This is a genomic window from Hydrogenophaga sp., assembly GCF_030373245.1.
Taxonomy (GTDB): Bacteria; Pseudomonadota; Gammaproteobacteria; order Burkholderiales; family Burkholderiaceae_C; genus Hydrogenophaga.
On the sequence record NZ_JAUCZF010000004.1, the window covers coordinates 345123 to 360398 of the forward strand.

The window sequence follows — 15276 nt, forward strand, 5'->3', positions numbered from 1 at the left end:
AGACCTCTCAGGACAACGCTCATGACCACCACCACCGCACCCATCGCTGCTCGCGTCACTGCGCCGGCCGTTGTTGCGCCGTTTTCGATGCGTGACTTCTTCAAGAGCTTTCTCCTGGTCGAGCTGATCAAGGGGATGGCCTTGACCGGTCGCTATGCACTGCGCCGAAAGATCACAGTGCAGTTTCCGGAAGAAAAAACGCCACTCTCGCCACGCTTTCGAGGCCTCCACGCTCAGCGGCGCTACGAAAACGGCGAAGAGCGCTGCATCGCCTGCAAGCTCTGTGAAGCAGTGTGCCCAGCGATGGCGATCACCATTGAATCCGATGTGCGCGACGACGGCACGCGCCGCACCACCCGCTACGACATCGACCTGACCAAATGCATCTTTTGCGGCTTCTGCGAAGAGGCCTGCCCGGTGGACGCCATCGTTGAAACCCACATCCTCGAATACCACGGAGAAAAACGCGGCGATCTCTATTTCACCAAAGAGATGCTGCTGGCTGTGGGTGACCGCTACGAAGCCGACATTGCCGCTGCGCGCGCAGCCGACGCACCCTATCGCTGACACTGGCCACGCCCGGCGCGCTGTGCGCTGAGCGTGACCACCACCGCCCACCACCCACTCCGCCTGACGCTCTCACGCCCACCGTCCATGGATTACCAGATCGGCTTTTTTTACCTGTTCGCGGGAGTGCTGCTGTTTGCAGCCTATCGTGTGATCACCGCGCGCAACCCGGTACACGCGGTGCTCTACCTGATGCTGTCTTTCTCGCAGGCCGCTGCCCTGTGGTTGTTGCTCAAGGCCGAATTCCTGGGCCTCACCCTGGTGCTGGTTTACCTGGGGGCCGTGATGGTGCTGTTCCTGTTCGTGGTGATGATGCTGGACATCAAGCTCGAAGGCGATCGCTGGTCGTTCTGGCAACACTTTCCGCTCGCCGCGGTGCTGGGCGCTGTGGTGGCTGCACAGATCATCGCCGTGCTGTGGGTCGGCTTCCCCAATATCACCTTGCCTCCGGTTGTCCCTGGTGCCGAGGAGGTATCCAACACCAAGGCCCTGGGCCTGCTGCTGTACACCGACTACCTGTACCCGATTGAAGTGGCGGCGGTGATCCTGCTGGTGGCCATGGTGGCCGCAATCGCGCTCACCCTGCGCCAGCGCAAGGACAGCAAGGCGATCAACCCGGGTGTGCAGGTGAGTGTTCGCGCCAGCGATCGCCTGGTGGTGGTGCCCATGAACTCCACGCAAAAGCCCGCGCCATTGGCCGCTGCGCCAGAGGAGGGCAAGGCATGAGCTCGTTGACTCTGGGTCACTTCCTGTCGGTGGGCGCGATCCTGTTTGCGCTGTCGGTGATTGGCATCTTTCTCAACCGCAAGAACCTGATCGTGCTGCTGATGGCCATCGAACTGATGCTGCTGGCGGTCAACATGAACTTCGTGGCCTTCTCTTACTTCCTGGGCGACATGCACGGCCAGGTTTTCGTGTTCTTCATCCTCACCGTGGCGGCCGCTGAGTCGGCGATCGGTCTGGCGATCCTGGTGCTGCTGTTCCGCAACCGCGCGTCCATCAGTGTCGAAGAACTCAACACCCTCAAAGGCTGAGGCCCGCGTCACCCCTCGTCACGCGATCTCAGGCAAGACCTCATGAGCACAACCCTCTCCGCAAGCACCCTGCTGGCCGTTCCGCTCGCCCCCTTGGCGGGCGCGCTGATCGCCGGCATCCTGGGCACCACCTTCGGTGGCAATGTCATCGGCCGCCGCGCTTCACACACATTCACCATCCTGGGCGTGCTGGTGGCGTTTCTGCTGTCGGCGGGTGTGCTGGTCGATGTGATCGATGGGGCGCGCTTCAACGCCACGATCTACGAATGGATGGTGATCGGCGGTCTGAAGATGGAGATCGGATTCCTGGTTGATGGCCTCACCGCCATGATGATGTGTGTGGTGACGTTCGTCTCGCTGATGGTGCACATCTACACCATCGGCTACATGGACGAGGACGCCGGTTACAACCGTTTCTTCGCCTACATCTCCCTGTTCACCTTCTCCATGCTCATGCTGGTCATGAGCAACAACTTGCTGCAGCTGTTCTTCGGCTGGGAAGCGGTGGGTCTGGTGTCCTACCTGCTGATCGGCTTCTGGTACAACAAACCGACCGCCATCTTCGCCAACATGAAGGCCTTTCTGGTCAACCGCGTGGGCGACTTCGGCTTCATCCTCGGTATCGGCCTGATCGTGGCCCACACCGGTACGCTGAACTACAGCGAGATTTTTGCCAAAGCCAGCGAGCTCGGCGCCATCGGTTTTGCCAGTCCGTTCGGAGGTGCTGAATGGATGCTGGTCACCGTGATCTGCATCTGCCTGTTCATCGGCGCCATGGGCAAGAGCGCGCAGTTCCCGCTTCACGTGTGGCTGCCCGACTCGATGGAAGGTCCGACGCCGATTTCCGCGCTGATCCACGCAGCCACCATGGTCACCGCCGGTATTTTCATGGTCTCGCGCATGTCGCCGATCTTCGAAATGTCGGACACGGCGCTCAGCTTCATCATGGTCATCGGTGCCATCACGGCGCTGTTCATGGGCTTTCTCGGCATCATCCAGAACGACATCAAGCGCGTGGTGGCGTATTCCACGCTCTCGCAGCTCGGCTACATGACTGTGGCGCTGGGCGCTTCGGCCTATTCGGTGGCCGTGTTCCATCTGATGACGCATGCGTTCTTCAAGGCGCTGCTGTTTCTGGCTGCCGGTTCGGTGATCATGGGCCTGCACCACAACCAGGACATCCGCTGGATGGGCGGGCTGCGCAAATACATGCCGATCACCTGGATCACCTCGCTGGTGGGTACGCTGGCCTTGATCGGTACGCCTCTCTTCGCTGGCTTCTATTCCAAAGACAGCATCATCGAGACGGTGCATTTCAGCAACCTGCCAGGTGCTGGCTTCGCCTACTTCGCGGTCCTGGCCGGCGTTTTCGTGACGTCGTTCTACTCGTTCCGCCTCTACTTCCTGGTGTTCCACGGCTCCGAGCGATACGACCAGAACCCGGACGCACACCACGGGCACGACGATCACCACGGCGACCACGGGCATGCCCATGACAAGCCACACGAGACACCCTGGGTGGTCACCGTGCCGCTGCTGCTGCTGGCGATTCCATCGGTGGTGATCGGTTTCCTCACCATCCAGCCCATGCTGTTTGGCGACTTCCTGAAAGACGCCATCACCATCAACGCCGAACTGCACCCTGCGCTCTCGCAGTTCGCGGAAACCTTCCATGGCCCGCTGGCCATGGCGTGGCACGCCTTCTTCACCGCGCCGTTCTGGTTGGCGCTGGCGGGTGCGGTGTCGGCCTGGTACATGTACCTGATCAACCCGGCGGTTCCGGCGGCCATTGGTCGGGCGCTCAGGCCTGTCATCACGGTGCTGGAGAACAAGTATTACCTGGATTGGTTCAACGAAAACGTGCTGGCGCGCGGTGCGCGAATGCTTGGCACTGGACTGTGGAAGGGCGGCGACCGGGGCTTGATCGAGGGTGGCCTGGTCAACGCCAGCTGGAAGCTGGTGAGCAAGGTGTCGTCGGTGGTGCGCCAGTTTCAGAGCGGCTACCTGTACCACTATGCGCTGGTGATGATCGTGGGTGTGCTGTTGTTCATGACGTACTTCGTCTGGCTCGCCCGATAAGAACAAGAGGAAGAACAAGATGGGTTTGCTGAGTCTGGCGATCTGGACGCCAATCTTCTTTGGCGTCGTGCTGCTCGCCCTGGGCCGTGATGATCAGGCCCACATGGTGCGCTGGATCGCGCTGGTCGGCGCGCTGGTGGGTCTGGCCGTGACGGTGCCGCTGTACACCGGCTTCGAGGTTGGCAGCGCCGCGATGCAGTTCGTCGAGAAAAGCGTCTGGATCGAGCGCTTCAACATCCACTACCACCTGGGTGTGGATGGCATTTCGTTGTGGCTGGTTCTGCTTACCGCCTTCATCACCGTGATCGTGGTGATCGCCAGCTGGGAGTCCATCACCACGCGCGTGAACCAGTACATGGGCGCGTTCCTGATCCTCTCCGGCCTGATGATCGGTGTCTTCAGCGCGCTCGACGCGATGCTGTTCTACGTCTTCTTCGAGGCCACGCTGACTCCGATGTACCTCATCATCGGCATCTGGGGAGGCCCCAACAAGATCTACGCAGCCTTCAAGTTCTTCCTCTATACGCTGCTGGGCTCCCTGCTCATGCTGGTGGCGCTGATCTACCTCTACACCCAGTCCGGCGGCAGCTTCGATCTGGCGACCTGGCACAAGCTTCCGCTTGGCAGTACCGCGCAGACGCTGCTGTTCTTCGCCTTCTTCGCCGCCTTTGCCGTCAAGGTACCGATGTGGCCGGTGCACACCTGGTTGCCCGATGTGCACGTGGAGGCGCCCACCGGCGGCTCGGCCGTACTGGCGGCCATCATGCTCAAGCTCGGTGCCTACGGCTTCCTGCGCTTCTCGCTGCCCATCCTGCCAGATGCTTCGCAAGAATGGGCCTGGTTGATGATCACGCTCTCCTTGATCGCCGTGATCTACGTCGGTCTGGTGGCCATGGTTCAGCAGGACATGAAAAAGCTGGTGGCCTATTCGTCAGTGGCCCACATGGGCTTTGTGACGCTGGGCTTCTTTGTGTTCAGCGATCTCGGCGTGTCGGGCGGCATCGTGCAGATGATTGCCCACGGCTTCGTGTCGGCGGCGATGTTTCTTTCGATCGGTGTGCTGTACGACCGGGTGCACTCGCGCGAGATCGCCGACTACGGCGGTGTGGTCAACACCATGCCCAATTTCTCGGCGTTTGCGCTGCTGTTCGTGATGGCCAATTGCGGCCTGCCAGGTACCGCTGGCTTTGTTGGCGAGTGGATGGTGATCCTGGCGGCGGTGAAGGCCAATTTCTGGATCGGCGCTGCTGCTGCCTCGGCCCTGATTTTCGGTGCGGCCTACTCGCTGTGGATGTTCAAGCGTGTCTACCTTGGTGCGCCGGGCAATGCCAACGTGAAGGCGCTGCTGGACCTCAATGCGCGCGAATTCCTGGTGATGTCGCTGCTTGCCATCATGGTGCTCTACATGGGCATCCACCCCAAGCCTTTCACCGATGTGATGGATGCGTCGGTCGCCGAGCTGCTGCGCCACGTCGCCATTTCCAAGCTGAACTGAGCACGCCTGCCACAAGAAGAGAACGCTCCCATGATTGACTCGCTCAGCTGGTACACGGCTTATCCTGAACTTTTGCTGCTGGTGATGGCCTGTGCCATTGCGATGGTCGACCTCTTCGTGAAGTCGCCGATGCGCGGCGCCACCTACGTGCTGACTCTGCTCACGCTGGCCGGCGTGGCCTTGCTGCAAGGCCTCTACGCCAGCAGCGGGGACACGGTGATGGGGTTTGGTGGCCTGGTGGTGAGCGACCCCATGGGCAACTGGCTCAAGTGCTTTGCGGCGGTGGCGATGATGGCCACCCTGGTCTATGGCCGGGAGTACGCCAGTCATCGCGACATGCTGCGCGGTGGCGAAATGTTCACCTTGTCGCTGTTTGCGCTGCTGGGCATGTTCGTCATGATCTCGGGCCACAACTTTCTGGTGATCTACCTCGGCCTCGAACTGCTCACGCTCGCCAGCTACGCGCTCGTGGCCTTGCGCCGCGACGACCTGCTGGCCACTGAAGCCGCGATGAAGTACTTTGTGCTGGGCGCCCTGGCCAGTGGCTTCCTGCTCTACGGCCTGTCCATGGTCTATGGCGCCACCGGTTCCTTGGACCTGGCGTCGGTGATGAAGGCCATTGCCGGTGGCGAAGCGACCCTGATGGGCTCGCCTCAGGTGCTCACCCTAGGCCTGGTGTTCGTGGTCGCGGGCCTGGCCTTCAAGCTCGGCGTGGTGCCGTTCCACATGTGGGTGCCCGACGTGTACCACGGCGCGCCCACCGCCATCACGCTGCTGATCGGCGGCGCGCCCAAGCTGGCCGCGTTTGCGATTGTGATCCGCTTGCTGGTGGAAGGCCTGATGCCGCTGGCGTTCGACTGGCAGCAGATGCTGACCGTGCTGGCGGTGATGTCGCTGCTGATCGGTAACCTGGCGGCCATTGCCCAGACCAACCTCAAGCGCATGCTGGCGTTTTCCACCATCTCGCAGATGGGATTCATGCTGCTCGGCCTGCTGGCCGGCGTGGTGCAAGGCGACAGCGCCAATGCAGCCAACGCCTATGGTTCTTCCATGTTCTATGTGGTGACCTATGTGCTCACCACGCTGGGCACCTTTGGCGTGATCTTGCTGCTCTCTCGCAAAGGCTTCGAATCCGAAAACATTGCCGATCTGGCCGGCCTGAACCAGCGCAGTCCTCTGTACGCTGGGGTGATGGCGATCTGCATGTTTTCGCTGGCCGGCGTGCCGCCGCTGGTGGGTTTTTACGCCAAGCTCTCGGTGCTGCAGGCGTTGCTGGCTTCCAGCGGGTCCTTCTACATCGGCCTGGCTGTGTTCGCCGTGATCATGTCGCTGATCGGCGCCTTCTACTATCTGCGCCTGGTCAAGGTGATGTACTTCGACCCTCCGACGCAGACCGCCGACATCCAGGCCGGTGTGGACGCCCGTTCCGTGCTGTCGGTCAACGGCGCGCTGGTACTGATTCTGGGCATCGTGCCGGGTGGCCTGATGACGCTGTGCGCGCAGGCCGTCGCAAGCCTGATGGCCTGAGCGGCCATCGACTCGACCTCGCCGCTGAACCTCTCGCGGGCTGGCGAGTCGCACCCACACCATGAACCACTCCACCTCTGTCTGGCTGGTCCTGCTGGCTGCCTTCATCCTGGCCAACCTCCCTTTTCTCAACGAGCGCTGGCTGGCCCTGTTGCCGCGCCGTTTGCCCAAGACCTTGTGGATTCGTGTGCTGGAACTGCTGATCTGTTACGGCATCCTCATTGGCCTGGGTCTGGCGCTGGAGCAGTCGGCTGGGCAGATTGCCCCCCAGGGCTGGGAGTTTTACGCCGTCACCGGTGCGCTGTTCCTGACGCTGGCTTTCCCTGGCTTCGTCTACCGCTACCTCTTCAAGCGTCGAGGCTGAGGCCTGTTGATTGCATGAGACGGTGGCCGCAGCGGAACTGAGCAAAATGCCGCTGGCCCTTTGAACCAACTGCCTCGCTACCCCTTTGCCATGGCCAGCGATCCTCACCTTCGCGAAGAACTGCTTGCCCGCACCGAGCTGCTCAAGGGCCACTTCCTGCATGTGGTGCGCGATACCGTGCGTCTGCCCGACGGCGCAGAAGCCACGCGCGAGTTTGTGCTGCACCCCGGCGCGGTGATGGTGATTGCCTTGCTTGACGATGGCCAGGTGGTGCTTGAGCGCCAGTACCGCCATCCCATGCAGAGCGTCATGATTGAGTTCCCGGCCGGCAAGCTCGATCATGGCGAAGCCAGTCTGTCCTGCGCGCAGCGCGAGCTGCTGGAAGAGACCGGCTACCAGGCGCGTGAATGGGCCTGGGCCGGGCGTTTGGCTCCGACCATTGCCTACTCCGACGAGCTGATCGACATCTGGTTTGCGCGCGGTCTTCGTCTGGGCGAGCGGCGTCTGGACACCGGTGAGTTTCTCGATGTCATCACCGCCACACCGCAACAGCTCCAGGCCTGGTGCCGGACGGGCGAAGTGATCGATTGCAAGACCCTGGTTGGCGCGCTGTGGCTGCAGAATGTGCTGCGAGGTGAGTGGGATCTCGACTGGCAAGATACCGCGTCAGCCAGTGCTGCCGGATAATCCGGGACATGAAGGTCCTGAACCTGCAATGCGGCCACGAGCACACGTTCGAAGGCTGGTTTGCGTCCGAAGACGAGTACACCAGCCAGCTGGCCCGGGGTCTGTTGTCTTGCCCCCTGTGCGGCGACACCCGCATCCGCAAGCTGCTGTCGGCACCTCGATTGAATCTGCGCGCCGGGCGTGAGGTCGAAGCGATGCCGGATCGCACCTCGGCGGCGGGTGGTGGCCGTGTTGAGCTCGGCATGCCTGCGGCGGGCTCCGCGCTGCAGGCCAGTCTGTTGCAAGCGATGCGCGCCGTGTTGGCCAACACCGAAGACGTGGGTGAACGATTTGCCGATCAGGCGCGTGCGATGCACCACGGCGACATCGAGCAGCGCGCCATCCGCGGGCGCACCAGTCCCGAGGTGGCGCTGGAGCTGATCGAGGAAGGAGTCGACGTGTTGCCGCTGCCGGCTTTGCCCGCTCTGAAAGAGACCCTGCAGTAGAAGGTTGCGGTCTTCCGAAAGGACTGCGCTGGCTTGCAACATCCTGGCGACCGACCAGTGCCGACCCGCTCGATGGCGAAGCCGCATCGCCCATGACAGAGGCAGGCGATGCAGGTGGACGAGTCCTACGCGGTGAACTGCAGCGCGGCGAGCCCAGCGTAGACGCCCCCTCGCGCCACCAGCTCTGCATGCGTGCCTTGTTCGACCAGCCGACCATGATCCAGTACCACGATGTGATCAGCGCGTTGAACCGTGGCGAGTCGGTGCGCGATGACCAGCGTCGTGCGGTCCTTCATCGCCGACTCCAGCGCCGCCTGCACCATGCGCTCGCTTTGTGCATCCAGCGCGCTGGTGGCTTCGTCGAGCAAGAGCAGGGGCGGGTTCTTCAGCATGGCGCGCGCGATCGCGATGCGCTGGCGCTGGCCGCCTGAGAGGCGCACGCCGCGCTCGCCCAGGAACGTGTCGTAGCGCTCGGGCAACTGGTCAATGAACTCGTCGGCGAAGGCGGCAACGGCTGCGGCCTTCACCTCGGCGTCGGTGGCATCTGAGCGACCGTAGCGGATGTTTTCCATTGCGCTGCTGGAGAAAATCACCGGATCTTGCGGGACGATACCAATGCGCTCGCGCAGGTCGTGCAGGCTCATCTGCTGAATCGGTACGCCGTCGACTTCGATGTGGCCCAGGGCCGGGTCGTAATAGCGCAGCAGCAGGCCAAACACCGTGCTTTTGCCTGCACCGCTGGCACCCACCAGCGCCACCGTCTGACCCGGCTGCACCCACAGGCTGAAGTCGGTGAGGGCGGCCTGTTGTGGCCGTGAGGGATAGTTGAACCCCAGCTTGTGGAACACCACCGCGCTGCCGCCCTGGGGCAGCGGCACCCGGACCGGCTGCTTCGGCGACTGCACTGGCGACTGGCTGGCCAGCAGCTCCATCAGCCGCTCGCTGGCACCCGCGGCCCGCAGCAATTCTCCGTAGACCTCGCCCAGCACTGCGACCGCCCCCGCAAAAATGATCACGTACAACACCGCCTGACCGAGCTGTCCAGCGCTGATCTGCCCGGCGATCACCGCCTGCGTACCTTGGTACAGGCCCCAGAGGATGAGAGCCGAATTGGCGATGATGATGAAAGCCACCAGCACGGCGCGTGCGCGGCTGCGCTTGACCGCTGTGCTGAAGGCGTTTTCCGTGGACTGGTCGAAGCGCCTCGATTCCCGGTCTTCCGCCGTGTAGCTCTGCACGATGGGAATGGCGTTGAGCACCTCGGCAGCGATGGCGCTGGAATCGGCCACGCGGTCCTGGCTGGCGCGCGAGAGCTTGCGCACGCGCCGGCCAAACCACATCGCCGGCAGCACCACCAGCCCCACCACCATCAGCACCTGCACCATCACGTAGGGATGACTCCAGACCAGCATGATGAGCGCGCCCACGCCCATGACGGCGTTGCGCAGCCCCATCGATAGCGAAGAGCCCACCACCGTCTGCACCAGGGTGGTGTCGGTCGTCAGCCGGCTGATCACCTCGCCGGTCTGGGTGGTCTCGAAGAACTGGGGACTCTGCCGCAGCACATGGCTGTAGACAGCGTTGCGCAGGTCGGCGGTGATGCGCTCGCCCAGCCAGCTCACCACATAAAAGCGCCCGGCTGAAAACACGCCCAGAGCCACCGCCACACCAAAGAGTTCGATGAAATGCCCGCGCAGTCCCATGGCCTGAGCGCTGCGGTCGCCCGCAATCAGCCCGCTGTCGATCAGGTGGCGCAAGGCGACCGGAAACAGCAGCGTGGCCGCAGCGGCCAGCACCAGAAACAGGATGGCCAGTCCGATCTGGAGCTTGTAGGGCCGCATGAAAGGGAGCAGGCCGCTCAGGGAAGTGGGGGACTCGCCCTTGGGTCGCTCGGGATTGGTTGCAGAACTCATTGGCCAAGTGTGCCGGTTTTTTCTTCGACTCCGCCTGGCCAGACGTTCTCCAGCCGTCTCCCATGCACGGCCGGTATTCCGCCCAGCCCAATCGGCATCGCCGATTCCCGTCGCAGAAGAGGGCGCGATCTCATAATGCGCAGGCTTCACAGTCCGGAGGCCGCCCCAGGTGGGGCAGTCTGCGCCGGGTGACCTGACCAGACAGGTCTAAGATGAAGCCAACCCCGACGGCTTGCCTGGGGGCGCGAGACACCATCCCGCGCCTGCAGCAGGCGGCCCCAAACAGGAGACAAGCAGCATGCCCGCTCACACGCTCACCGAGCTCATCAAGCACACTCAGGAACACGGCGGCAACGATGCTGCGCGGCTGGTGTCCTTCGTGCCGACCTACTTCGCCAATACCGACCCTGGCGAAATCGAAGACCGGGGTGCGGCCACGCTGTTTGCCATTGCCAACGCGCACTGGCGCCTGCTGGAATCGGTGCGCCCGCCGAAGTTCGAGAAGGTCCGGGTGTTCAACCCGACCCTGGCCGAAGACGGCTTCGTAAGCGACCACACCACGATCCAGATCGTGCACCCGGACATGCCGTTCCTGGTCGATTCGGTCACCATGGCGGTCAATCGCAGCGGTCGCACCGCCCACTGGATCGTCCACCCACTGATGGCGGTGCTGCGCGACGACAAAGGCCGCGTCAGTGAAACGGCACCTGCGTCTGCTGGGCGCAAGCCCGGCGCCGAGGTGGTATCGATGATTTTTGTCGAGTGCGATCGCATCGTCAGCGAGGCCGACATGGCCGCACTCGCCACCGACCTGACCAGTGTGCTCAACGATGTGCGCTGCGCGGTGAAAGACTGGCAGCCGATGCTCGAGCGCGTGCGCGAACTGGCTCAGGAATCGGCGCGCTCCTCGCTTTCGTCGGTCAACCAGCAGGAAGGCATCGACTTCCTGAACTGGCTGGAAGACAAGCACTTCACCTTTCTCGGCGCGCGCAACTACGAGCTCGCGCGCGAAGGCAACACCGTGACTCTCGCCGCCGTGCCAGACTCGGGCCTGGGCATCTTGCGCGGCGAGGTGCAGACGCCGGTCAGCCGCTTGCCGGAAGGCGCGCTCAGCCTGCTCGATTCCGATCAGCTGGTGCTGGTCACCAAGGCCATGACGCGTGCCACCGTGCACCGCCCGGCCTGGCTCGACTACATCGCCGTCAAGCGTTTCGACGATGCCGGTCAGGTGGTGGGTGAAGCGCGCTTTCTGGGTCTCTACACCTCCACCGCCTACCAGGCACCGGTGCACGAAATCCCGCAGGTCCGAGTGCGCGCGCAACAGGTTCTGCAAGACGCAGGGGTGGTGCCCGAGAGCCACACCGCCAAGTCGCTGCAGGCGATTCTTGAGGCCTACCCGCGTGACGAGCTGTTCCAGATCGACCAGGCGACCCTGAGCGAACACACCCTGACCATCCTGCGCTTGCAGGAGCGCCAGCGCACCCGCGTCCTGCTGCGACGCGATCCCTTTGGCCGCTTCACCTCGGTGCAGGTATTTGTGCCGCGCGACCGCTACAACACCGAGCTGCGCATGAAGGTCGGCCAGGAACTGATGGACACGCTCGACGGTCAGGCACTGGAATTCACTCCCATGCTGACCGACAGCCCGCTGGCACGCATCCACTACCTGGTGCGTGCCAAAGAGCTGGCCCCAGAAAACGTGGACCTGCGCGCGCTGGAGGCGCGCGTGGCCCGCCTCGCCCAGCGCTGGGAAGACGACTGCACCCAGGAGCTGCTGCACGCGCTGGGGGAAGGCCAGGGTTTGGCCATGTCGCACCGCTTTGCATCCGCCTTTTCGGCGGCCTACCGGGAAGATTTTTCGCCTGCCGTGGGTGCGGAAGACGCCCAGGTGCTGGCCCAGCTCACGCCGGAACAGCCGCTGGCGGTGAAGCTCTATCGGCCGCTCAACGCTGGCGACGGCATGTTGCGTTTCAAGATCTACAACACCACCAAGGTCGCGCTGTCAGACTCGCTGCCGGTGCTTGAGCGCATGGGCGCGCGCGTGCTGGACGAACACCCTTACCGCATCGGCCGCGGCACCGACTCGCCCGCGCTGTGGCTGCACGACATCGGTCTGCAGATGGCGCCAGACACCGACTTTTCGGCCATCCGGGTTCGCTTCGAGGCGCTGTTTGCACAGGCCTGGAAAGGCGAGGTGGAGAGCGACGATCTCAACAAGCTCTTGCTGAGCACCAACCTGGGCGCTCGCGAGATCACGGTCTTGCGCGCCTACACACGCTACTTCAAGCAGCTTGGTCTGCCATTCGGGCAGGGCTACATCGAGACCGCGCTGAACAACAACGCTCCCATTGCCCAGGAGATCTGTGCGCTGTTCGCGGCCCGGTTCGACCCCTCTTTCCAAGGTGATCGCGACCAGGAGCGCGCCAACCGCCGCACTCAGATCGAAGCGCTGCTGGGCGATGTGGAGAGCCTGGACGACGACCGCATCCTGCGCCAGTTCTACGCCAGCGTGGTGGCCACCTTGCGCACCAATGCGTGGCAGACAGCGGCCGATGGGGGTTTCAAGCCCTACCTCAGTTTCAAGTTCGATCCCCGCAAGCTGCCCGGTGTGCCTGAACCCAAGCCGCTGTTCGAGATCTGGGTCTACTCTCCGCGGGTCGAGGGCGTGCACATGCGTGGCGGCAAGGTGGCGCGCGGTGGACTGCGCTGGTCCGACCGGCGCGAAGATTTCCGCACGGAGATCCTGGGCCTGGTGAAGGCGCAGCAGGTGAAAAACACGGTGATCGTGCCGGTTGGCTCCAAGGGGGGCTTCGTCGTGAAAATCCCGCCGCTGGCCAGCGATCGCGAGGCCTTACTGGCCGAGGGCGTAGCCTGCTACCGCACCTTTCTCTCGGGCATGCTGGACGTGACCGACAACGTGGTCAAAGGCCAGGTGGTACCGCCCCAGCAGGTGGTGCGCCACGACGAGGACGACCCCTACCTGGTGGTCGCCGCTGACAAAGGCACGGCCACTTTCTCCGACATTGCCAACCAGCTTTCAGCCGACCGCGGTTTCTGGCTCGGCGACGCTTTTGCCTCGGGTGGATCTGTGGGCTACGACCACAAGAAGATGGGTATCACTGCGCGCGGCGCCTGGGAATCGGTCAAGCGCCACTTCCTGTCGATGGGCGTCAACACCCAGACCACCCGCTTCACCGTGGCAGGCGTCGGCGATATGTCGGGCGACGTGTTTGGCAACGGCATGCTGCTGTCGGAACACATTGCCCTGGTGGCCGCGTTCGACCACCGCCACATCTTCATCGATCCCACGCCCGACGTCGCGGTGTCGCACGCTGAGCGCAAGCGGCTGTTCCAGCTGCCGCGCTCGAGCTGGGACGACTACGACAAAAACCTGATCTCGACCGGTGGCGGCGTCTACCCACGCAGCGCCAAGTCGATCAAGCTTTCCGAGCAGGCGCGCGCCGCGCTCGGCACCGAGGCTGAAGAACTCACGCCAGCCGAGCTGCTGCGCGTGGTGCTGCTGGCGCCGGTGGAACTGCTGTACAACGGCGGTATCGGCACCTATGTGAAGGCCAGCTTCGAGACCCATGCCCAGGTGGGCGACAAAGCCAGCGATGGCTTCCGGGTCAATGGCAGCGAGCTGCGCTGCAAGGTGCTGGCCGAAGGCGGCAACTTGGGCGCCACGCAAAACGGCCGCATCGAGTTTGCCGCGAAAGGCGGGCGCATCTACACCGATGCCATCGACAACTCGGCCGGGGTCGACTGCTCCGACCACGAGGTCAACATCAAGATCCTGCTCGATCGTGTGGTCGAGGCCGGCGACCTCACGCTCAAGCAGCGCAACGATCTTCTTGCGTCCATGACCGACGAAGTGGCGCAACTGGTTCTTGCCGACAACTACTACCAGACGCAGTCGATCGACGTGGCGCGCCATCGGCCGCTGTACGTGCTGGACGGGCAGCAACGCCTGATACAGGCGCTGGAGGCTGCTGGGCGGCTCAACCGCTCGATCGAATTCCTGCCCGCCGACGACGAAATCCTGCGCCGGCGCGCCCACAAACAAGGGCTGACCGCGCCAGAGGGTGCGGTGGTGCTGGCCTACGCCAAGATGTGGCTGTTCGACGAGCTGATGGCGAGCAACCTGCCCGACGATCCTTACTTCAACCGCACGCTGAAGGCCTATTTCCCGCGCGTGCTGTGCGAGAGGTTTGGCGACGCCATCGCCGCTCATCCGCTCAAGCGCGAAATCATCGCCACCTTCGTCACCAACACCGTGCTCAACCGCGCTGGCGCGACCTTCGTGCATTACGTGGCCAGCGAAGCCGGCGCCAGCGCCGCCGATGTGGTGCGCGCCTACACCCTGGCCCGCGAAATCTTTGACCTGGAAGCGCTGTGGGACCGCATCGACGAGCTCGACCACCGCGTAGGCAGTGCGCAGCAGCTCGACTTGCTCAGCAGGCTCACCACCACCGTCCAGCGAGCCTCGCGCTGGATCCTGCGCGTGTGTGCCAATGGCAGCGACCTGCCGACCTTGATCGAGCGCTACCAGCCCGGCGCGCGTGAGCTGCGCACCCATCTCGGCGCGTGGCTCTCGGCCGAAGCCAGCGAACAATGGCAGGCCGAGGTGCAGGCGCTCATGGACGCCGGCGTCGAACCCGACCTGGCGCAAAATCTCGCTGCGCTGGACCACCTGTTTCCCGCGCTGGATCTGGTCGATCTCGCCCAAGACACGGGCGGCGCGCTGGAGCAGGCGGCCCGCGCCTACTTCGCGGTCGACGCCCAGCTGGGCCTCACGCAATGGCGCAGCGAGATCGTCCGCCTGCCCACCGACACCCTGTGGCAGACCCAGGCCCGCAGCAGCGCACGCGACGATGTTTACGCCATCGCCAGCCAGATCACCCGCTCGCTGCTGTCTCAGGGCATCGATCTGCCAAGCTGGACTGAACGCCACGCGGCCCCCATCGAGCGGCTGCGCCGGTTGCGCCAGACCATCAGCACCCAGACGCCGGATCTGGCGCCGGTGTCGGTGGCTTTGCGCGAGCTGCGCAACCTCGCCTGAGCGGCCGCCGTTCGGTCTTTGTCTGGCTCCAGGGTACGGGGCATGCGCCAGGCGGTGGTGCCAGAA

General features: G+C 63.6%; 11 protein-coding genes. 10 read left to right on the forward strand and 1 reads right to left on the reverse strand.

The annotated features are described in order from the left end of the window. Window positions 1-21 precede the first annotated feature (21 nt). From nuoI to QUV25_RS11895, 9 genes are all read left to right on the forward strand, one after another. Complete coding sequence (nuoI, locus tag QUV25_RS11855; RefSeq protein WP_300864090.1) at window positions 22-567, forward strand: NADH-quinone oxidoreductase subunit NuoI; 546 nt, start codon at window positions 22-24, stop codon at window positions 565-567. Window positions 568-654: 87 nt separating this feature from the next. Then, the gene (locus tag QUV25_RS11860) at window positions 655-1293 is read left to right on the forward strand and encodes an NADH-quinone oxidoreductase subunit J (RefSeq protein WP_300864238.1); all 639 of its coding nucleotides are present in this window, start codon (window positions 655-657) and stop codon (window positions 1291-1293) included. After that, on the forward strand, window positions 1290-1601 hold the full coding sequence (gene nuoK, locus QUV25_RS11865) for an NADH-quinone oxidoreductase subunit NuoK (protein ID WP_300864092.1): 312 nt from the start codon (window positions 1290-1292) through the stop codon (window positions 1599-1601). Before QUV25_RS11860 ends, nuoK begins: the two co-directional genes overlap by 4 nt. A 42-nt stretch (window positions 1602-1643) precedes the next feature. Then, window positions 1644-3680, forward strand: coding sequence for an NADH-quinone oxidoreductase subunit L (gene nuoL, locus QUV25_RS11870; RefSeq protein ID WP_300864093.1), 2037 nt, complete (start codon window positions 1644-1646; stop codon window positions 3678-3680). A 19-nt stretch (window positions 3681-3699) separates the two neighbouring features. Next, window positions 3700-5175, forward strand: a complete 1476-nt coding sequence (locus QUV25_RS11875; protein ID WP_300864094.1) for an NADH-quinone oxidoreductase subunit M — start codon at window positions 3700-3702, stop codon at window positions 5173-5175. A 30-nt stretch (window positions 5176-5205) separates the two neighbouring features. Beyond that, entirely contained in the window at window positions 5206-6702 is a 1497-nt protein-coding gene (nuoN, locus tag QUV25_RS11880) for an NADH-quinone oxidoreductase subunit NuoN (protein WP_300864095.1), read from the forward strand. 61 nt (window positions 6703-6763) lie between these two features. Then, a complete protein-coding gene (locus QUV25_RS11885) occupies window positions 6764-7066 on the forward strand; it encodes a DUF2818 family protein (protein ID WP_300864096.1) in 303 nt (100 codons plus the stop codon). 90 nt (window positions 7067-7156) lie between these two features. Then, window positions 7157-7753, forward strand: coding sequence for an NUDIX hydrolase (locus QUV25_RS11890; protein WP_300864239.1), 597 nt, complete (start codon window positions 7157-7159; stop codon window positions 7751-7753). Window positions 7754-7761: 8 nt separating this feature from the next. Next, a complete protein-coding gene (locus QUV25_RS11895; protein WP_300864098.1) occupies window positions 7762-8238 on the forward strand; it encodes a DUF1178 family protein in 477 nt (158 codons plus the stop codon). Window positions 8239-8363: 125 nt separating this feature from the next. Here QUV25_RS11895 and QUV25_RS11900 read toward each other — a convergent pair whose 3' ends face one another. Next, entirely contained in the window at window positions 8364-10151 is a 1788-nt protein-coding gene (locus tag QUV25_RS11900; protein ID WP_300864100.1) for an ABC transporter transmembrane domain-containing protein, read from the reverse strand. Window positions 10152-10449: 298 nt separating this feature from the next. Here QUV25_RS11900 and QUV25_RS11905 point away from each other — a divergent pair, with 298 nt between their 5' ends. Beyond that, complete coding sequence (locus QUV25_RS11905; protein WP_300864102.1) at window positions 10450-15210, forward strand: NAD-glutamate dehydrogenase; 4761 nt, start codon at window positions 10450-10452, stop codon at window positions 15208-15210. Window positions 15211-15276 lie beyond the last annotated feature (66 nt).